At 64.0% G+C, this 19699-nt stretch carries 18 protein-coding genes; 16 read left to right on the top strand and 2 right to left on the bottom strand.

Annotation, left to right across the window (positions count from 1 at the left end; genetic code table 11):
• Nucleotides 1-137 precede the first annotated feature (137 nt).
• The 8 genes from miaB to trmB all read left to right on the top strand — a co-directional run bounded on the left by miaB (nucleotide 138) and on the right by trmB (nucleotide 8729).
• Nucleotides 138-1538 carry a tRNA (N6-isopentenyl adenosine(37)-C2)-methylthiotransferase MiaB gene (miaB, locus tag VN004_RS19815; protein WP_325613820.1) on the top strand — a complete coding sequence of 467 codons (1401 nt, stop codon included), beginning with the start codon at nucleotides 138-140 and terminating at the stop codon, nucleotides 1536-1538.
• 67 nt (nucleotides 1539-1605) lie between these two features.
• A complete protein-coding gene (locus tag VN004_RS19810) occupies nucleotides 1606-2583 on the top strand; it encodes a PhoH family protein (RefSeq protein ID WP_325613931.1) in 978 nt (325 codons plus the stop codon).
• A complete protein-coding gene (ybeY, locus tag VN004_RS19805) occupies nucleotides 2580-3077 on the top strand; it encodes an rRNA maturation RNase YbeY (protein WP_325613818.1) in 498 nt (165 codons plus the stop codon). Before VN004_RS19810 ends, ybeY begins: the two co-directional genes overlap by 4 nt.
• Nucleotides 3078-3086: 9 nt before the next feature.
• Nucleotides 3087-4265, top strand: a complete 1179-nt coding sequence (locus tag VN004_RS19800) for a hemolysin family protein (protein WP_325613816.1) — start codon at nucleotides 3087-3089, stop codon at nucleotides 4263-4265.
• Complete coding sequence (lnt, locus tag VN004_RS19795) at nucleotides 4262-5866, top strand: apolipoprotein N-acyltransferase (protein ID WP_325613814.1); 1605 nt, start codon at nucleotides 4262-4264, stop codon at nucleotides 5864-5866. Before VN004_RS19800 ends, lnt begins: the two co-directional genes overlap by 4 nt.
• 244 nt (nucleotides 5867-6110) lie before the next feature.
• Nucleotides 6111-6515, top strand: a complete 405-nt coding sequence (locus VN004_RS19790; RefSeq protein WP_325613812.1) for a helix-turn-helix transcriptional regulator — start codon at nucleotides 6111-6113, stop codon at nucleotides 6513-6515.
• A 175-nt stretch (nucleotides 6516-6690) separates the two neighbouring features.
• Nucleotides 6691-7965 carry a methionine adenosyltransferase gene (gene metK / locus VN004_RS19785; RefSeq protein ID WP_325613810.1) on the top strand — a complete coding sequence of 425 codons (1275 nt, stop codon included), beginning with the start codon at nucleotides 6691-6693 and terminating at the stop codon, nucleotides 7963-7965.
• Nucleotides 7966-8003: 38 nt separating this feature from the next.
• Complete coding sequence (gene trmB, locus VN004_RS19780; protein WP_325613808.1) at nucleotides 8004-8729, top strand: tRNA (guanosine(46)-N7)-methyltransferase TrmB; 726 nt, start codon at nucleotides 8004-8006, stop codon at nucleotides 8727-8729.
• A gap of 11 nt (nucleotides 8730-8740) precedes the next feature.
• Here trmB and VN004_RS19775 read toward each other — a convergent pair whose 3' ends face one another.
• Complete coding sequence (locus VN004_RS19775; RefSeq protein ID WP_325613807.1) at nucleotides 8741-9634, bottom strand: AraC family transcriptional regulator; 894 nt, start codon at nucleotides 9632-9634, stop codon at nucleotides 8741-8743.
• 133 nt (nucleotides 9635-9767) lie between these two features.
• Here VN004_RS19775 and VN004_RS19770 point away from each other — a divergent pair, with 133 nt between their 5' ends.
• Complete coding sequence (locus tag VN004_RS19770) at nucleotides 9768-10523, top strand: SDR family oxidoreductase (RefSeq protein ID WP_325613806.1); 756 nt, start codon at nucleotides 9768-9770, stop codon at nucleotides 10521-10523.
• Nucleotides 10524-10575: 52 nt separating this feature from the next.
• On the opposite strand, the gene VN004_RS19765 is transcribed toward VN004_RS19770, so the two are convergent.
• Nucleotides 10576-11673, bottom strand: coding sequence for a DUF2336 domain-containing protein (locus VN004_RS19765; RefSeq protein ID WP_325613804.1), 1098 nt, complete (start codon nucleotides 11671-11673; stop codon nucleotides 10576-10578).
• 293 nt (nucleotides 11674-11966) lie between these two features.
• Here VN004_RS19765 and rimP point away from each other — a divergent pair, with 293 nt between their 5' ends.
• From rimP to rpsO, 7 genes are all read left to right on the top strand, one after another.
• Nucleotides 11967-12734, top strand: coding sequence for a ribosome maturation factor RimP (gene rimP / locus VN004_RS19760; protein WP_325613802.1), 768 nt, complete (start codon nucleotides 11967-11969; stop codon nucleotides 12732-12734).
• Between the two features lie 2 nt (nucleotides 12735-12736).
• Nucleotides 12737-14344 carry a transcription termination factor NusA gene (gene nusA, locus VN004_RS19755; protein WP_325613800.1) on the top strand — a complete coding sequence of 536 codons (1608 nt, stop codon included), beginning with the start codon at nucleotides 12737-12739 and terminating at the stop codon, nucleotides 14342-14344.
• A 15-nt stretch (nucleotides 14345-14359) separates the two neighbouring features.
• Complete coding sequence (locus VN004_RS19750; protein WP_325613798.1) at nucleotides 14360-15079, top strand: RNA-binding protein; 720 nt, start codon at nucleotides 14360-14362, stop codon at nucleotides 15077-15079.
• Complete coding sequence (gene infB / locus VN004_RS19745; protein WP_325613796.1) at nucleotides 15072-17666, top strand: translation initiation factor IF-2; 2595 nt, start codon at nucleotides 15072-15074, stop codon at nucleotides 17664-17666. The genes VN004_RS19750 and infB overlap by 8 nt, the downstream gene beginning before the upstream one ends.
• Nucleotides 17667-17812: 146 nt before the next feature.
• Nucleotides 17813-18235: a 30S ribosome-binding factor RbfA gene (gene rbfA / locus VN004_RS19740; protein WP_325613794.1), complete on the top strand. Its 423-nt coding sequence runs from the start codon at nucleotides 17813-17815 to the stop codon at nucleotides 18233-18235.
• Nucleotides 18228-19301: a tRNA pseudouridine(55) synthase TruB gene (gene truB / locus VN004_RS19735; protein ID WP_325613791.1), complete on the top strand. Its 1074-nt coding sequence runs from the start codon at nucleotides 18228-18230 to the stop codon at nucleotides 19299-19301. Before rbfA ends, truB begins: the two co-directional genes overlap by 8 nt.
• A gap of 12 nt (nucleotides 19302-19313) precedes the next feature.
• Entirely contained in the window at nucleotides 19314-19583 is a 270-nt protein-coding gene (gene rpsO, locus VN004_RS19730) for a 30S ribosomal protein S15 (protein ID WP_012561680.1), read from the top strand.
• The last annotated feature ends 116 nt before the right edge of the window (nucleotides 19584-19699 follow it).

Genomic DNA, 19699 nt, shown 5'->3' with positions numbered 1-19699 from the left:
CCGGGGCCACGAATTTCTTTTTGGGCGGTTTGGATGTATGACGGGGCGGTTCAGGAACCCCGGTATGGCTGTCTTGATTGGACGCAAGGATCAGGCCTGTTGACGCAACCCGCGCCGATAGCGCCCCGCAGAGCGGTATGACCGGACCCCGGAAGCTTCATATCAAGTCTTACGGCTGTCAGATGAACGTCTACGATTCGCTTCGTATGGCGGACATGCTGGCGCCTGACGGCTTCACTGAGACCTCCGACACCGCCGATGCCGATCTGGTGGTGCTGAATACCTGCCACATCCGCGAAAAGGCGGCCGAGAAGGTCTATTCGGAGATCGGCCGCCTGCGCCTGATGAAGGACGAAGCCGCCAAGGCGGGCCGCAAGGTCACGATTGCGGTGGCCGGCTGTGTCGCCCAGGCCGAGGGCGCCGAAATCATGCGGCGCGCGCCTGCCGTCGATCTCGTGGTCGGACCGCAAAGCTATCACCGGCTTCCCGCCCTCCTGGAACAGGCGGCCCGCGGCGAGCGCCCGGTGGAGACGGAATTTCCCGTCCAGGACAAGTTCAATTTTCTGAAAAACCCAAGCCGGGACGCGATCCGCGCGCGCGGCGTCACCGCGTTCCTGACCATCCAGGAAGGCTGCGACAAATTCTGCACCTTTTGCGTGGTGCCCTACACCCGCGGCGCCGAAGTCTCGCGTCCCGTTGCGAAAATCATCGCGGAAGCAGAGCAGCTCGCCGAGGCCGGCGTTCGCGAGATCACGGTCATAGGCCAGAACGTCAACGCCTATCACGGCAAGGGACCGGATGGCGGCGTTTACACGCTCGCCCAGCTTCTGCGCCGGCTGGCTGAGATCAAAGGCATCGACCGGCTGCGTTACACGACAAGCCATCCCTGCGATGTCGATGACAGCCTCATCGCTGCGCATCGCGACTTGCCGGAGTTGATGCCTCAATTGCATCTCCCGGTGCAGTCGGGTTCGGACCGCATCCTCGCGGCGATGAATCGCCGGCACACCCGCGACGATTACCGGCGCATAATCGACCGGCTTCGCAAGGCGCAGCCGGCGCTGGCCTTCACGTCGGATTTTATCGTCGGCTTTCCCGGCGAAACCGATCGCGACTTCGCCGACACGATGCAACTGATCGACGACATCGGCTTTTCCGGTGCGTTCTCGTTCAAATATTCGCCGCGTCCCGGCACGCCGGCCGCCGACATGGACGAGCAAGTGCCCGAGGCGGTGAAAACCGAGCGTCTGCGCGAATTGCAGGCGCTGATCGATTCCCAGGCCGCCGCCTTCAACAAATCCTGCGTCGGGCGCTCGTTCGACGTGCTGTTCGAGAAACACGGCCGTCATCCCGGCCAGATCGCCGGCAAATCGCCTTATCTGCAGCCGGTCCAGGTCAACGCGCCGGACACGCTGATCGGCACGATCGGCACTGTCCGCATCGATCAGACCGGCCATCACAGCCTGTTCGGAACACTCGCCGGGGAGCCCGCAATGCGCGCGCCGTCGCCAGCGGGTCTCGCGGCCTTGGAGGCCTGACCCCTTGCGCAATTATCGGCCAAGTCCAGGTGTTCCGGTTGCGCCGAAGACGGGCGACGACACCGCGATCCAGACCGTGCTCGCCTTCGACGACAACAAACTGGCTTCGGCCCTGTTTGGACAATACGGACAGAATCTTGCGCTGATGGAGCGCAAGCTCGATGTCGTCGCGGATTCGCGCGGCAATCATGTCACCATCGAAGGCACACGAGAGGCCTGCGACCAGGCGCGCCGTGTGCTCGAGACGCTTTATGATCAATTGAAGAATGGCGGCGACGTCACGCAGGGCGATGTCGAGGGCGCGATCCGTCAGGCGGTGGCGCAGGGCTCGCTGTTCGACAACGAAACCCCGGCGCGTTCGACTTTTGCCGATATCGCCTTGCGCAAGCGCACCGTGCGCGCGCGGACGGCCGGACAGGATGCCTATATCCGCGCATTGAAGCGCAATGCGCTGGTGTTCGGGACGGGTCCCGCGGGAACCGGCAAGACCTGGCTCGCAGTGGCGCATGCTGTTTCGCTGTTCGAGCGCAAGGAAGTGGACCGGATCATCCTGTCGCGGCCTGCCGTCGAAGCAGGCGAGCGGCTCGGCTTCCTGCCCGGCGACATGCGCGAAAAGGTCGACCCCTATCTGCGTCCAATCTACGATGCGTTGTTCGACCTGATGGACATGCGTATCGTCGAACGTGCGCTGCAAGCCGGCGAAATCGAAATCGCGCCACTCGCCTTCATGCGCGGACGCACGCTGCACAATGCCGCGGTCATCCTCGACGAAGCGCAGAATACGACGTCGATGCAAATGAAGATGTTTCTCACCCGTCTCGGTGAGAACAGCCGCATGATTGTCACCGGCGATCCGAGCCAGGTCGATCTGCCGCCCGGTCAAACCTCGGGACTCGCCGAAGCAACGCGCCTGCTCAAGGATGTCGAAGGCATCGGCCATGCCGCGTTCACAAACGAAGACGTGGTCCGGCACGAACTCGTGTCTCGGATCGTCGCGGCCTATGATCGCGCATCCGAGCAGAAACCGCGCGGGTCGATGCCATGAAGGCGGCCGCGCTCGAGAAGCCGGCGATGGTGGATGTCACGATCGCCTCCGAACTCTGGTCGGCTCACCCCGAAGCCGAACGCATCATCGAGCGCGCGATCCTGTCTGCGGCCGCCATGGCGCAGACCAGCGGAGAGGTCGCGATCCTGCTGACGGATGACGAAGCCGTGCGGCAAATGAATGCGCAATGGCGCGGAATCGACAAGCCAACCAACGTATTGTCGTTCCCGGCGGGCGAGTCCGCCACGGCGCCCGGCGAACTTCATCTCGGCGACATCGCCATCGCCTACGAAACGGTCGCCGCCGAATCTGCGGCTGAAAACAAGGCCTTCGGCGATCATCTCGCACATCTGGCGATTCACGGCTATCTTCACCTGGTCGGATTCGATCACGAGACCGATGCCGAGGCCGCCGAAATGGAGACGCTGGAAACACGGATTCTCGCCAATCTTGGAATCGCCGACCCGTATGCGGGTACGGTTTCCGCAGACTGACCGAAAGCCATGCCCGACACCGAGCGGCCGAGCGAACCGGCCGACCCCCAGAGTCCCAGCAATCTTCCCGCGACGATCGCCGCACCCAAACCGCGCGACAGCGGCGAAAACCTGTTCACGCGCTGGGCGCGAACGATATTCGGATGGCGCTCAGGCTCGACCCGCGCTGACCTCAAGGAGGTCCTCGAAGAAAGCGCGCCGAGCGACCTTGGCTTCTCGCCTGAAGAAAGCACGATGCTCAAGAACATTCTTGGGCTGCGAGAGCGCCGGATTGACGACGTCATGGCGCCGCGGGCGCGCATCGTCGCGGTGGAGCAGGAAATTCCGCTCGGCGAACTGGTGAAGGTTTTCGAGAAAGCCGGCCACTCCCGTCTTGTGGTGTTCAACGACACGCTCGACGACCCGGTGGGGATGGTTCACATCCGCGACGTGATCGCGTTCATGACGACGCGCGCTTCGACAGCGGCAAAGCCCAAATCGAGACGCAGAAAGAAATCGGCGGAGGCCGCGACCGACGCGCCGCCGCCCGCCGAGGAGAAGTTGGAGAAAGCGGAGAAGGCTTCGGCGAACAAGAGCGCACCGGTGACGCTGGATCTCAGCGCAATCGACCTCGCGATGCCGCTGTCGAAGACCAAGATCATCCGCCCCATTCTCTTTGTGCCGCCATCCATGCCCGCAATCGACCTGCTGGCGAAGATGCAGGCGACGCGAATTCATCTGGCGCTGGTCGTCGACGAATATGGCGGCACCGACGGCATCGTATCGATCGAAGACCTCGTCGAATTGATTGTCGGCGACATCGAGGACGAGCATGATGAGGACGAAGCGCCCGGCATCCTCAAGCAGCCCGACGGATCGTTCGTCGCGGACGCGCGCGCAAGCCTCGAAGACGTGATCGAGGCTGTGGGCAACGGTTTCGATGTGGGCGAAGCGCTCAACACAGTCGATACGCTCGCAGGCTATCTGGTCTCGCAGGTCGGCCGCGTTCCTGTCCGCGGCGAGCTGGTGCCCGGCCCGAGCGGGTATGAATTCGAGGTCCTCGACGCCGATCCGCGGCGCGTGAAGAAGGTCCGCATTCACAGCGGGACCAGCAGGCGGCGCGACTCCGCCACACAAATCAAGCCAACGCCCTCGATCGCACCGGGATTGCAGACGCCGCGCGCGACCAGGAGCCCGCAACAACCGTGAGCATCAAGGCCGTCGCCAACGCGGTCGTCTTGTCCTGGGGCTGGCGCCGCGCAGCGATCGCTTTCGTCGCAGGCGCCGTCTCGGTGCTGGCCCTCGCGCCCTTCGACCTGTGGCCGGTTCTGTTCCTGACCTTTCCGATCGCGGTGTGGCTGATCGACGGATCGGCCGCCGGGCGGCTGAACGGCATTCCGGCCGCGGCCATTGCGGGCTGGTTCTTCGGCTTCGGGTATTTTTTCGCCGGCCTTTATTGGGTGGGCCACGCGTTCCTGGTCGATGCCAAGACCTTCGGATGGTTGCTGCCTTTCGCGGTAACCGCCTTGCCGGCGGGGCTGGCCATCTTCACCGCGTTCGGTTTCGCGCTTGCCCGCTTGATCTGGCCACGCGGCGCGATGCGGGTGATCGCGCTCGCCGTTGCGCTCACCGCCGCGGAATGGCTTCGCGGCCATATCCTCACCGGCTTTCCGTGGAATAGCTACGGCTACGCGCTGACCGGATCGCTCCTGCTCGCGCAGAGCGCATCGATCTTCGGATTGTGGGGGCTGACGTTTCTCGCCGTCACGGTGTTCGCAAGCCCGGCGACACTCGGTGATGAAGCGATCGGCAAGGGGCGCAGCCTTGCGCCGTTTGCAGTCTCGCTCGTCCTCCTTGCAGTGATGGCCGGTTTTGGCGCATGGCGCCTCGCCAAGAATCCGACGCGCTTTGTGGACGATGTTCGCCTGCGCATCATGCAACCAGACCTAGCGCAGGATGAAAAATTCAATTACGCCGCACGGCAGAAGATCATGGATCGTTATCTGTCGTTGTCGGACCGCGCGACCGGTCCGGATAATTCAGGACTGAGCAACGTCACGCATCTGATCTGGCCTGAATCGGCTTTTCCGTTTTTCCTGACTCGCGAAGGCGAGGCGATGGCGCAGATCGCCGATCTGCTGCCGCCCGGCACGATGCTGATCACCGGCGCCGCGCGTGCCGCCGATCCATCGCCTGACAAACGCGTCCGCGCCTACAACTCCGTCTACGTCATCGATCACGACGGGACTGTCCTGTCGGTCTATGACAAGGTGCATCTCGTTCCGTTCGGCGAGTACCTGCCCTTCCAGGCCACACTCGAAAAGCTCGGCTTGCTGCAACTGACAAAGCTGCCCGGCGGCTTCCTGTCGGGCGACCGGCTTCGCAGTTACGAATTGCGCGGGGCGCCGCGCTTCCTGCCGCTGATCTGCTACGAGATCATATTTCCAGGCGCGGTCGTGCCCGCCGGCGAACGTCCGGGCTGGCTGCTGAATGTCACCAATGACGCATGGTTCGGCATCAGCACCGGACCGTTCCAACATTTGCAACAGGCGAGGGCACGCGCGATCGAGGAAGGGCTTCCGCTCGTCCGTGCCGCCAACAACGGTATTTCCGCGATAGTGGATCCGCTCGGTCGGATCGTCAGGCAATTACCACTCGGAACCGACGGCGTGCTGGACGGGCCGTTGCCGCGATCGGTGACGCCGACGGTCTACGCACGATTCGGCGATAGCATCATCGCGATCATGATCGCCGCCGGCTTTTTTATAGTGCTCCGTTATCGATCAAAACAGGATCGAAAACCACTTTGATAAAGTGGTCCATGGATGCTTGCCAAACGCAAATGTTGCTAATCTGGAACTGCGGCGAAGCACCGCTGATTTGTTCTCTTGCTTGACGACACCTGAGCGAGCAAAATTTGGTTGCTCGACACAACCAACAAAGTTGCTGCACGTCTCGATTGAGGCTTCGAGTGTAAAATCGTTGACGACGCATCGGGAACAGGTGCAAAGCACCTGTCAGTTGCATTCGATGCGGCGTGTTGCGGAGAACTGAATGATTAAGAAGTCACCGAACCCTACGGACAAGCACGTGGGGGCGCGTGTGCGCATGCGACGGATGATGCTTGGAATGAGCCAGGAGAAGCTTGGCGATTCACTCGGACTGACGTTCCAGCAGGTACAGAAATACGAGAAGGGCACGAACCGCATCGGCGCCAGCCGCCTGCAGCAGATCTCCAACATCCTGCAGGTGCCGGTCTCGTTCTTCTTCGAGGGGGCTCCCGATAATTCGAATTCGCAATCGGGTTTTTCCGACGCGCCGTCGCCGGCCTATGTGTCGGACTTCCTGGCGACCTCCGACGGCCTGGCCCTGACCCGCGCCTTCATGCGCATCAAGACCCCGAAGCTGCGGCGCAAGATCGTCGACCTGGTCGAGCAGATCGCCGCCGAAGAGGACTAGGACGTATGGCCTGCGGGCGGCCGTAAGCAGGCCACACCCGCCGCGGCAGAGGCCCACCCCGCCCCATTGGATCGCCCATCCAGCCCACATCTTGACCGCGCCGTGCCGAGGCTGCATTGAACAGCTTTCCACAACCGACGAATGGTCCGCTTCGACCCTAGGGGGAGTCCTACCAGTGCCGCGCAAGAGCCACCTCTTTACCAGTGAATCCGTTTCCGAAGGGCATCCCGACAAGGTGTCGGACCAGATCTCGGACGCGGTCCTCGACGCCTTCCTGGAGAATGACGTCAAGCTTGGCATCGCCGATGACAGCTTGGTTAACACCCGCCTGGGCTGCGAGACGCTGACTGCGACGAACAAGATTGTCATTGCCGGCGAAGGCCGCGGGCAAGCTCCGTTCTTCAAAAATTACAACGGCAAGTCCGTCGTCAATCGCGAACTGATCACCGAGATCGCACGCGAGGTGGTGAAGGATATCGGCTACGACCAGGACGGCTTCTCATATCACGGGGCGGACATCGAGGTTCTGCTTCACGGCCAGTCTCCCGACATCGCGATGGGTGTCGACGCCAAGAAGAAGAAGGGCGGCGAACAGGAAGGCGCGGGCGACCAGGGCATGATGTTCGGCTTCGCCTGCACCGAGAGCGAGGTCTATGAGAAGAACTCGTTCATGCCGGCGCCGATCTATTTCGCGCACAAGATCCTCAAGGTGCTCGCCGATCAGCGTCATTCCAAGAAGCTGTTCGACCTGCAGCCCGACGCCAAGAGCCAGGTCACGATCAAGTACGAAGACGGCAAGCCGGTCGGCTGCACCAAGGTCGTGGTGTCCACTCAACACAACGCGACCAACCGCAACGGCAAGAAATACACCCCGTCGATGATCAAGGACCTGATCGGCGACGCGGTCGCCTCGGCCCTTCCGAAGGGCTGGATGCCGAAAAAGGAATCCGACTTCCTCGTCAACCCGACCGGCAACTTCGTGGTCGGCGGTCCCGACGGCGATTGCGGGCTGACCGGCCGCAAGATCATTGTCGACACCTATGGCGGCTATGCTCCGCACGGCGGCGGCGCGTTCTCGGGCAAGGACCCGACCAAGGTCGACCGGTCCGCGGCCTACGCGGCGCGCTATCTGGCAAAGAACGTCGTGGCGGCCGGGCTCGCCGAGAAATGCACGATCCAGGTCGCCTACGCGATCGGCGTCGCCGATCCGATGTCGCTCCTTGTCGATACGCACGGCACCGGACAGGTCGATGACGGCAAGCTGGAGAAGGTTCTCGCTGAACTTTTTCCGCTGCGCCCCACGAATATCCGGCGCACCCTCAAGCTGAACCGTCCGATCTACCGGCGCACCGCGGCCTACGGCCATTTCGGCCGCGCCCCCGACAAGGACGGCGGCTTCTCCTGGGAGAAGGTCGATCTCGCCGACCAGATCCGTCGCGCGTTCAAGTAACACGCTCAGACAGCTTGTGTTTTTGCGACGGCCGCATCATGGATGCGGCCGTCATGCATTCCGGCTCCGACCAATCCGACAGCGTCCCACGCAGCGGCGCGTTTTTCGGGCGACGCAAGGGCAAGGCGTTGCGCGCCGGACAAGCGCGTTTGTTTGCGACGCTCTTGCCGACACTCTGCATTGATCTGCAATCGTCTGCGCCCTCGTCCCTCGATGCGCTGTTTCACGATGCAGTGCGCGAGGTCCGTCTCGAGATCGGCTTCGGCGGCGCAGAGCATCTGATCGCGCAGGCAGCCGCCAACCCGGATTGCGGCTTCATCGGCGTCGAACCCTTTCTCAACGGGATGGCCAAGGCCTTGGCCGCCATCGACGCGAAGGGCCTGACCAACATCCGCCTGCATCACGGCGATGCGACCGACCTGCTGGCGTGGCTTCCGCCGGCCGCCCTCTCGACGGTCTATCTGCTCTATCCCGATCCGTGGCCAAAACGGCGGCACTGGAAGCGCCGGTTCGTGCAGGATGCGAGCATTGCCGCCATCGCACGCGTGCTCAAGCCAGGCGGCATCTTCCGCTTTGCATCCGACATCCCGGATTATGCCGCCTGGACATTGGTCCGCCTGCTCCGCTCACCCGAGTTCGAATGGACGGCCGAACGCGCTGACGACTGGCGCAAGCCCTGGCCGGATTTCCTGCGCACGCGCTACGAGGCCAAAGCCGTGCGCGAAGGCCGCACGCCCTGTTACCTGACGTTCCGTCGACGATGACCTGACGGCCCTCACGCCACCGATGCGGCCGCCTGGCTCCGGACCGCCTTGGCATCCTTCACCGGCGGCAGCCCGAACATGCGCCGATACTCGCGGGTGAATTGCGGCACGCTCTCATAGCCGACCGCGAATGCCGCGCTGCTCGCGGATGCGCCCTTTGACATCATCAGCCGGCGGGCTTCGATCAGGCGCAGGTGCTTCTGGAATTGCAGCGGCGAGAGCGACGTCACCGCGCGGAAATGCTGGTGGAAGGACGACGGACTCATGCCCGCCTCCGCCGCAAGGCGCTCGACACGCAACGGCTTGCCGAACTCGGCCCGCAGCACGGAAACCGCACGCGCCACCCGCTGCACATGACCGTCTGGCCAGCCGAGGCGCCGGATCGCCGAGCCATGGCGGCCGACGAGGAGCCAGTAATGCATTTCCCGGATGAGCTGCGCCTTCAACACCGGAACCGCTGACGGCCGGTCGAGGAGCCGCATCAGCCGCAGCGCTGCATCCGCAACCTCGGCATCGGTCGGATCGACCCGCACCGGCGCCGAATCCGCCACCCGCTCGGTGCCCATCTCCGCGCCGAGAGCGGCAATGATCGCGAGATCGAGTTCGAACACCAGCGACAGATAGGGCGCGGCAACGCTGGCACGGGTGATCTGGCTCACCGTCGGCACGTCGGCCGTTATCAGGAGGGAATCGCCGGCGCTGAAAGCAAAGCCCTGCGTCCCCATCGTGACATGCTTGCTGCCCTGGACCACCAGGCAGACGAGAGGTTTGGATACGGCGTGGACCAGCCCGCTCGGTGCCGTCGCGCGCACCAGCACGAGGCCTTCGATCGGCGTTTGCGCCAGGCCGTCGGCGTTGGCGTGCGCTTCGGCGTAGCCGCTCACCGCTTTGAGCAAGGTCGTCATGGCTAAAGCTTATACGCGCAATCCCTCAGGCGCACGCCATTTGGAGGATTAGGCAAAAATCGCCCCGGTTTCGGCAAGCAGCTCCGCCCTGCCCTTCCGATCTCAGCGTGGCCACACCATGCAGGAGGAGCACATGACCACCATCACTCTCGTCACCGGCGGAAGCCGCGGTCTCGGCCGCAGCACAGCCTTGAGCATCGCGCGTCATGGCGGCGATGTCATTTTCACCTATCAGAGCCGGGCCGAAGACGCGCAAGCCGTCGTCGCCGAGATCGCAGCGCTGGGTCGCAAGGCCGTTGCGCTCCAGCTCGATACCGGCAACGTCTCCAGCTTTCCGCAATTCGCGGAAGAGCTGAAGAAAGCGCTGCAAAAGACCTGGCAACGCGACACGCTCGATCACCTCGTCAACAATGCCGGACACGGTGACTACGCGGCGATCACGGATACCACCGAAGCGCAGTTCGACCGGCTGGTGAACGTCCATTTCAAGGGCGTGTTCTTCCTGACGCAGACGCTGCTGCCGCTGATCAAGGATGGCGGTCGTATCCTGAACACGTCCAGCGGACTGACACGCTTCGCCTATCCCGGTTACGCGGCCTATGCCGCTGCGAAGGGCGCCGTCGAAGTGCTGACCGTTTATCTTGCGAAGGAGCTTGGCGCGCGCCGGATCACGGTCAACACGGTGGCGCCGGGCGCGATCGAAACCGACTTCGGCGGCGGCGCGGTCCGCGACAATCCGGAGATCAACAAGCAGCTCGCGACCATCACTGCGCTCGGCCGCGTCGGCGTGCCCGATGACATTGGCCCGATGGTCGCGAGCCTGTTGTCGCCGGACAATCGCTGGGTCAACGCACAGCGGATCGAAGTGTCGGGCGGACAGGCGATCTGATGCGATGCAACTTACGGGCTCGTCTACCGCGCAGGCGAGCCCGTGCAATCGCTTACGCCGCGCTGCCGCTTACGCTATCCGGCGTCACCTGCCAGAACCGCACCACCCGGCGTGCGGTGGATTCCGACAGCCGGTCGAAATTCGTGCTCGCCGCATCGATGCTGGGCGCGCTTTTGCCACGGTTGCCGGGCCGCGCCATGATGATGTCGCGCGCGGTCGGCCAGGAATAACCGGCTGCCTTGCACAGGATGAGGATCGGATCGGGCCGCTCGCCGCTCACCAGCCGATCCACCACATCGACCGGTATGCTCGCGAGCTTTGACATCGCAGCGATCATTTCATCGTAGCAATGCTGTCGTGCGAGAGCCGCAAGCGCGGCCTCGTCCAACCGACCGGCATCGGTCAGTTCCCGTATCTTTGCCTGCGCCTGCGAAAAATCGCGGGCCGGCTTGTGCGGAAGCCCGCTTCCAGGCGCCTGCGTCAGGATCCGGCGCAGTTCGGCCTGGGTTTCGGGTCTCACCTTGGCAAGGAGACGCTGCTGCAGAACGTTGGTCGCGCGAGCGATCAATTCGCGGAACATGTGGTCCGGGACATCGGCGCGGAACGCGACAGTCTCGGCGAGTACGTTGTCGCTTTCGGCACTTCGGATCAGCGCGCTGAACCCGCTTTCCGAGATTTTCGCTCCGGCATTGCCCGCGAGCTTGCGCTTCACCGCGAAATCACCGCGGCGCACCAGAATATCCGTCACCGGCTCCGCGATTTCGGCGCGGCTCGAAATGGCATAGAGATGCTCGGCGCTCATTGCGCTGGCGATCGCCACGAGGTCGGCCGTGACCAGCCGGGGCGATTGCGCCAGCACCGGGCCGGCCACCATGATGTCCTCGTCTTTCGCCAGCTTGCGGATCACCTGGATCGGTGAATTCTCCACGGGCGCGAGCTGCCGCGATAATTCTGCGCGTGCCTGGGACTCGATCTCGTTGATGAGCAGCACGAACACATCGTCGAACAGACGGATATGTTCGTCCTTGAACCGATCGGCGCCGCGCAGGAACAGCGCCGTGATTTGCCGCAGCGCCTCGGAACGCCGTTCGCCCGAACCGTGTCGCACGACGGTCTCAAGCTCGGGGAGCAGCGAAAAAGCTGGGGCCATCGTGGGATTGTTTATCGTAGCCATCCGGCGGAACCGCAAAAAATTTACCTTTCGAGTCTGAACGAAGGGTTAGCCGGTTCCAGCCTTCTCCCTTGCGAAACGAGCAAAAACCGCTATATTCGCGGTGTCTTAAGACACCTCATAACGATCCTTCACTGGATCGGTTTTTGAGAGTGGGCCCCGCCCGGGACCCGCTCTTTTTTGTTACCTGATTTGGCTGGATTGCGTTTTGCGATGCGCAATCCCGCAAGGCGCCGGGCGACGTAAGACCCTGGAAATACCGTACAGCTTCGATGAATCTGTTGCATGACGACAAGACCGTTGCCGAGCCGCGGCTGATCGCGCAGCCGGGGCTTGCCGCGCGTGTCGCCGCGATCGCGGAACCCGTGGTCGAGAGCCTGGGATACCGGCTGGTCCGGGTGAAGATTTCCGCGGCCGACGGCTGCACCGTGCAGGTGATGGCCGAGCGGCCGGATGGAACGCTGGCGATCGAGGATTGCGAGGAAATCTCGCATGCGTTGTCGCCGGTCCTCGATGTCGCCGACCCGATCGAACGGGCCTACCGGCTGGAAATCTCGTCGCCGGGCATCGATCGGCCACTGGTGCGGCGTTCGGATTTCGAACGGCACGCCGGATATCTCGCGAAGATCGAAATGAATGTGCCGGTCGATGGCCGCAAGCGCTTCCGCGGCATCCTCGCCGGCGTCGAAGGCGATGCAGCACGAATCCGTCTCGAGGACGGCAAGGCCGCGAAAGACGGCGAGCCTGCCGAATTTCTGCTGCCAATCGAAGATATGGCGGATGCGAAGCTTGTCCTGACCGACGACCTGATTGCCGAGGCCCTGCGCAAGGGCAAGGCCGCCGAGCGCGAGGCACGCGGCGAGGGCCGCGCCGAACGCGATGACGCGCCCAGGGCCAAAGCCAAGACCCCGGCCAAAGACAAGGCCAAGACGAACGATCGGACGAAACAGAAACCGGATCGGGCGATGCCCCGGCCCAAGCAAGCTCAGTTGGATCGCGCGAAGAAAGCGCGGTCCGGTGATTATGACGAAGGAGAGTGATCATGGCCGCGGTTAGCGCCAACAAGCTCGAATTGCTGCAGATCGCTGACGCGGTCGCCCGCGAAAAGTCCATCGACCGCGGCATCGTGATTGCCGCGATGGAGGACGCGATCGCGCGTGCGGCACGTTCGCGTTACGGCAGCGAGACCGAGGTCCGCGCCGAAATCGATCAGAAGAAAGGCGAGCTTCGCCTGTCTCGCCACATGCTGGTCGTCGACCAGGTGGAGAACCCGTCGAACCAGATCAGCCTCGAGGATGCGCGCCGCCTCAATCCCTCGGCGCAAATCGGCGACACCATCGCCGACGCCCTGCCGCCGCTGGAATATGGCCGTATCGCTGCGCAGAGCGCCAAGCAGGTGATCGTGCAGAAGGTGCGCGAGGCCGAGCGCGACCGGCAATATCAGGAATACAAGGACCGCATCGGCGACATCGTCAACGGCGTGGTCAAGCGCGTCGAATACGGCAATGTGGTCGTCGATCTGGGCCGTGGCGAAGCCATCGTGCGCCGCGACGAGATGCTGCCGCGCGAAGTGTTCCGCAACGGCGACCGCGTGCGCGCCTATATCTACGACGTGCGCCGGGAGCCGCGCGGGCCGCAGATCTTCCTGTCGCGCACCCATCCGCAATTCATGGCCAAGCTGTTCGCGCAGGAAGTGCCGGAAATCTATGACGGTATCGTCGAGGTGAAGGCGGTCGCGCGCGATCCGGGTTCGCGCGCCAAGATCGCGGTGATCTCTCGCGATTCCTCGGTCGATCCGGTCGGCGCCTGCGTCGGCATGCGCGGTTCGCGCGTGCAGGCCGTGGTGAACGAATTGCAGGGCGAGAAGATCGACATCATTCCCTGGTCGCACGACATCGCGACCTTCGTGGTCAATGCGCTCGCCCCCGCCGAAGTCGCCAAGGTGGTGCTCGACGAGGACAAGGAGCGTATTGAAGTCGTCGTTCCGGATGCCCAATTGTCGCTGGCGATTGGACGCCGCGGCCAGAATGTGCGGCTCGCTTCACAACTGACCGGCTGGGATATCGACATCCTGACCGAGCAGGAGGAATCCGAGCGTCGTCAGGCCGAGTTCCAGAACCGCACCAAGACCTTCATCGAGGCGCTCGATGTCGACGAGGTGGTGGCGCAATTGCTTGCCTCTGAAGGCTTCACCTCCGTCGAAGAGCTGGCTTTGGTCGATATCAAGGAAATTGCCGGCATCGAGGGCTTCGACGAGGAGACCGCCGAGGAATTGCAAAGCCGCGCCCGTGATTACCTCGAGCGCATCGAGAAAGAATACGACGAGAAGCGCAAGGCGCTGGGCGTCGAGGACGCATTGAAGGACGTTCCCGGCGTCACGACCAAGATGCTGGTCGCGTTCGGCGAGAACGGCGTGAAGACGGTCGAGGACCTCGCCGGCTGCGCGACCGACGACCTCGCCGGCTGGACCGAGCGCAAGGATGGCGAGACCAAGCGCGAGCCGGGCATTCTCGACGGGTTCGAACTCACGCGCGACGAGTGCGAGGGCATCATCATGCAGGCCCGCCTGAAGGCCGGATGGGTCACCGAAGCCGACCTTGCGAGCGAAGCTGCCGAAGAGGCCGCCGAGCCCGAAGCCGCAGGCGCGTGAGGTGGTGAGACCGGCATGCTCGCAACGCTCGACGACGACAACGCTCTCGACAGCGGGCCTCACAAAGGCGCCGCCCCCGAGCGATTCTGCGTCGTCGCGCGGGCGGTCAAGCCGGTCGATGAGCTGATCCGCTTCGTTGTGGGTCCGGACGGCGCGGTCGTGCCGGACGTGAAGCGCAATTTGCCCGGCCGCGGACTGTGGATTACCGCGACCCGGGACGCGGTCGATACGGCCCAGCGCCGCAAGCTGTTCGCCCGGGGCTTCAAGCGGGAGGTCCGGGCGGACGCCGAAATCGGCGCACTGACCGACCGCCTGCTCGAACGCGCGGCGCTCGACGCGCTCTCGATTGCCGGCAAGGCCGGATCGGTCGTGAGCGGCTTTGCCAAGGTCGAGGCCGCCATCGACCGGGACAACCCGGTGGCGCTGCTGCACGCGAGCGACGGCGCCGAGGACGGCCTGCGCAAGCTCAAGGCCCTGCTCCGGCGCCAGGCGGAGGCCGAAAAGCCGGAAATTCCGGTGATCCGGGCGTTTCCGGGGGCGCAATTGGATTTGGCATTGGGCCGGTCAAATGTGATACATGCTGCCCTGCTTGCCGGCCCAGCAAGCCAGGGCTTCCTCACGCGTTGTCAGCGCATGATGCGCTTTCGCACCGGCGAAACGGACATGCCGGCGTCACATCGCGCGTCGGACAAGGAACCCAGAGAACGGATTCGGGAACGGAATACGGATGAGTGAAACGAAGACACCTGGCGAAAAGAAGATCGGCAGCGGCAAGACGCTGACGCTGAAGCCGCGCACCGAAACGGGCGTGGTCCGCCAGAGCTTCAGCCACGGCCGCACCAAGCAGGTCGTGGTCGAGAAGGTCAAACGTCGCGTGATCGGCGCGCCGGGCGAAGCCAAGGCGGAGCCGGTCGCCGAACCGGTCGCCCCGAAGCCGCGGGTCGCCCCGCCATCGGCCAGATCTGCGCCGGCAGCGCCGCAAGCGCCCGCGCCGTCGAAGTCCGGCGTGGTGTTGCGCACGCTGACCGACGACGAACGCAATGCGCGCGCCCATGCGCTCGCCGACGCGCGGTTGCGCGAAGCCGAAGAGCGCCGCATTGCCGAAGAGGATGCGCGCCGCAGGCAGAGCCGCGAAAGCATCGAAAAGGCCGAGCGCGAGGCCGCCGAGGCCCGCAAGCGCGAGGAAGAAGAACGCCATCGTCGCGAGGAAGAGGCCAAGCGCAAGGCCGAGCAGGAAGCCAGGAAGCGGTTCGGCGAAGAGACGGCGCCGGCCACTGCCGCTCCCGCGGCTCCGGGCGCTGGCCGGGTCGGCGCGAGACCCCAGGTCATCGAAGCGGACGAGGACGAGACCCCGCGCGGACGCCGTCCCGGCGCCGGCGCAGGTCCGGCGCGTCCTGCTCCTGCGGTCAAGGCGCCGCGGAATGCGATTCCGAAGCAGCGCACCCGTCTCACGGTGGTGAACGCAACCAATGCCGACGAAGTGCGCGAACGCTCGGTTGCCTCGTTCCGTCGCCGTACGCAGCGCCTGAAGGGCCATCACGACGAGCCGAAGGAAAAGCTCGCCCGCGAAGTGGTCATTCCGGAAACCATCACGATCCAGGAACTCGCCAACCGCATGGCGGAGCGGGGCGTCGACGTGATCCGCATGCTCATGAAGCAGGGTCACATGGCCAAGATCACCGACGTGATCGATGCCGACACCGCCCAGCTGATTGCGGAAGAACTTGGCCACACCGTCAAGCGCGTCTCGGAGGCCGACGTCGAAGAGGGTCTGTTCGACGCTCCCGACGATCCGGAGGATCTCGAGCCCCGGGCGCCGGTGGTCACCATCATGGGTCACGTCGACCACGGCAAGACGTCGCTTCTCGACGCGATTCGTTCGGCCAACGTCGTTTCCGGTGAAGCCGGTGGCATCACCCAGCATATCGGCGCCTATCAGGTCGACTCACCCTCGCACGGCAAGATCACCTTCATCGATACGCCGGGCCACGCCGCCTTCACGGCGATGCGCGCACGTGGCGCGCGCGTGACCGACATCGTGGTTCTGGTCGTCGCGGCTGACGACGGCGTGATGCCGCAGACCATCGAGGCGATCCATCACGCCAAGGCGGCGAAGGTCCCGATGATCGTCGCGATCAACAAGATCGACAAGCCGGACGCCAAGCCCGACCGGGTTCGCACCGAGCTGCTGCAACACGAAGTGCAGGTGGAATCGCTCGGCGGCGACGTTCTCGACGTCGAAGTCTCCGCCATGAAGAAGATCAATCTCGACAAGCTGCTCGAGACCATCGGTCTTCAGGCGGAAATTCTCGACCTGAAAGCCAATCCGCGCCGTCTCGCGGAAGGCACCGTGATCGAAGCCAAGCTCGATCGCGGCCGCGGCCCGGTCGCCACCGTGCTGGTTCAGCGCGGCACGCTCGATATCGGCGACATCGTTGTCGCCGGCTCCGAATGGGGCCGGGTGCGCGCGATCATCACCGACAAGGGCGAAAGCGTCGACGATGCCGGCCCGTCCGTGCCCGTCGAAGTGCTGGGCTTCAACGGCACGCCGGAGGCCGGCGACCGGCTCGGCGTGGTCGAAAGCGAAGCCCGCGCGCGCGAAATCACCACCTATCGCGCCCGCCAGCGCCGCGACAAGCAGGCCGCCCGCCAGACCGGCATGCGCGGCTCGCTCGAGCAGATGATGGCGCAGGCCAAGACCGCCGGCCGCAAGGAATTCCCGCTGGTCGTGAAGGCGGACGTGCAAGGCTCGCTGGAAGCGATCGTCGGCGCGCTCGACAAGCTCGGCAATGACGAGGTCGGCGCCCGGATCGTGCTGTCGGGCGTCGGCGGCATCACCGAGTCGGATATCACGCTCGCCGAATCGATCGGCGCCGCCGTGATCGGCTTCAACGTGCGCGCCCACAAGGAAGCGCGCGAAGCGGCCGAGCGCGACGGCATCGAGATCCGCTACTACAACATCATCTACAATCTCGTGGATGACGTGAAAGCCGCGATGTCGGGACTGCTCACGCCGGAACGGCGCGAGACCATGCTCGGCAATGCGCGTATCCAGGAAGTCTTCAACGTCTCCAAGGTCGGCAAGGTGGCGGGTTGCATCGTCACCGACGGCACCGTCGAGCGCGGCGCCAATGTACGGCTGATCCGCGACAATGTCGTGGTCCACGAAGGCAAGCTGTCGCAGCTCAAGCGCTTCAAGGACGACGTCAAGGAGGTCAACGCCGGCCAGGAATGCGGCATGGCGTTCGAAAGCTATCAGGATATGCGTGTCGGCGACGTGATCGAGTGCTACCGGGTTGAGCAAGTGCAACGCAGCCTGTGAGTCCAAGTCTCACGGCTACGTAGCGGCTTTTATAAAACAATCGAACCGTCATGCCCCGCGCGAGCGGGGCATCCAGCGAACCGCAATCGCGGTGTCGCTGGGTCGTCCGCTTTTCGCGGGCGATGACCCGCGAGGTTTTTTTCGTCATGAAACACAAGAAGCCGAAACAGGACGTGGGGCCTGCCGGCGCCTCGCAGCGTCAGCTCCGCGTCGGCGAACTGATCCGTCACGCGATGGCGGAGATGCTGACGCGAGGCGACATCCATGATCCGGTGATCGAAGGTCACATGATCACGATCCCGGAAGTGCGGATGACCGCCGACCTGCGGCTTGCGACGATTTACGTGATGCCGCTCGGCGGCAAGGACGTGAACGAAGTCATCGCGGCGCTGAACGACAACAAGCGCTTCTTGCGCGGCGAGATCGCGCATCGCGTTAACCTGAAATTTGCACCTGACATCCGTTTCCGCGCCGACGAGCGATTCGACGAAGCGGAACGGATCGAGAAGCTTTTGCGAACGCCGCAGGTACGGCGCGACCTCGAAAAGGAAGAAGACGCAGATGAGTGACGAATCGCGCGCCGCTTATGGTCGGCCTCATGCTGCGGACGCCCTGGACGCTCCCCGTGATGAGCGCGCCGTACCCCCGCATGCCGAAGGTGGACGCAAGGAAAAGCGCAAGCAGCAGCCGCGGCGCGACAAGCGCGACGTTCACGGCTGGGTGGTGCTCGACAAGCCGATCGGCATGACCTCGACGCATGCGGTCGCGGTGATCCGCCGGCTGTTCTCGGCAAAGCGCGCCGGTCACGCCGGCACGCTCGATCCGCTCGCGACGGGGTGTCTGCCGATCGCGCTCGGCGAAGCAACCAAGACCGTGCCGTTCATCATGGATTCGCGGAAGACCTACCGCTTCACGGTGCGCTGGGGTGAGGAGCGCGACACCGACGATTCCGAAGGCCGCGTCGTCGAGACCAGCGCCGATCGCCCGACCGCCGACCAGATCCGGGCGATCCTGCCGCGCTTCCGCGGCGTCATCCTGCAGACCCCTCCCCGCTTCTCGGCCATCAAGATCGACGGCGAGCGGGCCTACGACATCGCCCGCGACGGCGAGGAGGTGGAACTGCAGCCCCGCGAGGTCGAGATCGACCGGCTGGACCTGATCGAGACCCCGGACCCGGACCATGCCGTGTTCGAGACCGATTGCGGAAAAGGTACCTATGTAAGGGCCCTAGCGCGCGATTTCGGCCGCCTCCTGGGCTGCCGGGGCCACGTCTCGGCGCTGCGCCGGACCTCGGTCGGTCCGTTCGGCGAGGACGAGATGATTTCGCTGGAAGAATTGCAGGCTTTGTGCGATAGAGCCGCCGCCGGCGAGGCAAGCCTCGCCGACGCTTTATGGCCCGTTGAGACCGCGCTGGACGACATCCCGGCACTGGCCGTCACACGGGCGGATGCCGCAAGGCTCGCAAGAGGCCAAGCGGTTTTGTTGCGCGGACGGGATGCGCCAATTCTAAACGGCACAGTCTATGTCACTGTCGGAGGAAGGCTTCTGGCCCTCGCCGAGCTTGGCAATGGCGAACTCATCCCCAAGCGCGTGTTCAACCTCACCGGGCTCGTTGCGAGTCCGGACCGCAATTAAGGGATCATGACGATGTCGATTACCGCAGAGCGTAAAGCGGAAGTCATCAAGACCAATGCCAAGAAGGCCGGCGACACGGGTTCGCCGGAAGTCCAGGTTGCGATCCTCTCCGAGCGCATCGCCAACCTCACCGAGCACTTCAAGACCCACAGCAAGGACAACCATTCCCGCCGTGGCCTCCTGAAGCTCGTCTCCACGCGCCGTTCGCTTCTCGACTACGTCAAGAAGAAGGACGAGGCGCGCTACCGGGCGCTGCTTGAGAAGCACAACATCCGCCGCTAAGGCCGCGCTTTCCGGTCGCCTTCCCTGCAAACACAGTTTCGCAGCCGGCGGCCGGGACCGTACGAACACGCAACGCTTGGCAAGCCTGCGTGCAACCCAGCAGCAATCCGGCGGCT

It is taken from the genome of Pseudorhodoplanes sp., assembly GCF_035565855.1.
GTDB lineage: Bacteria > Pseudomonadota > Alphaproteobacteria > Rhizobiales > Xanthobacteraceae > Pseudorhodoplanes.
This window is presented reverse-complemented; position numbering and strand designations above follow the sequence as displayed.

Excerpts from the sequence above, each read along its gene's own strand:
- miaB (WP_325613820.1), top strand. The coding sequence starts at position 138 with ATGACCGGACCCCGGAAGCTTCATATCAAGTCTTACGGCTGTCAGATG.
- ybeY (WP_325613818.1), top strand. The coding sequence starts at position 2,580 with ATGAAGGCGGCCGCGCTCGAGAAGCCGGCGATGGTGGATGTCACGATC.
- VN004_RS19800 (WP_325613816.1), top strand. The coding sequence starts at position 3,087 with ATGCCCGACACCGAGCGGCCGAGCGAACCGGCCGACCCCCAGAGTCCC.
- VN004_RS19790 (WP_325613812.1), top strand. The coding sequence starts at position 6,111 with ATGATTAAGAAGTCACCGAACCCTACGGACAAGCACGTGGGGGCGCGT.
- trmB (WP_325613808.1), top strand. The coding sequence starts at position 8,004 with ATGGATGCGGCCGTCATGCATTCCGGCTCCGACCAATCCGACAGCGTC.
- VN004_RS19775 (WP_325613807.1), bottom strand. The coding sequence starts at position 9,634 with ATGACGACCTTGCTCAAAGCGGTGAGCGGCTACGCCGAAGCGCACGCC.
- VN004_RS19770 (WP_325613806.1), top strand. The coding sequence starts at position 9,768 with ATGACCACCATCACTCTCGTCACCGGCGGAAGCCGCGGTCTCGGCCGC.
- VN004_RS19765 (WP_325613804.1), bottom strand. The coding sequence starts at position 11,673 with ATGGCCCCAGCTTTTTCGCTGCTCCCCGAGCTTGAGACCGTCGTGCGA.
- rimP (WP_325613802.1), top strand. The coding sequence starts at position 11,967 with ATGAATCTGTTGCATGACGACAAGACCGTTGCCGAGCCGCGGCTGATC.
- nusA (WP_325613800.1), top strand. The coding sequence starts at position 12,737 with ATGGCCGCGGTTAGCGCCAACAAGCTCGAATTGCTGCAGATCGCTGAC.
- VN004_RS19750 (WP_325613798.1), top strand. The coding sequence starts at position 14,360 with ATGCTCGCAACGCTCGACGACGACAACGCTCTCGACAGCGGGCCTCAC.
- infB (WP_325613796.1), top strand. The coding sequence starts at position 15,072 with ATGAGTGAAACGAAGACACCTGGCGAAAAGAAGATCGGCAGCGGCAAG.
- rbfA (WP_325613794.1), top strand. The coding sequence starts at position 17,813 with ATGAAACACAAGAAGCCGAAACAGGACGTGGGGCCTGCCGGCGCCTCG.
- truB (WP_325613791.1), top strand. The coding sequence starts at position 18,228 with ATGAGTGACGAATCGCGCGCCGCTTATGGTCGGCCTCATGCTGCGGAC.
- rpsO (WP_012561680.1), top strand. The coding sequence starts at position 19,314 with ATGTCGATTACCGCAGAGCGTAAAGCGGAAGTCATCAAGACCAATGCC.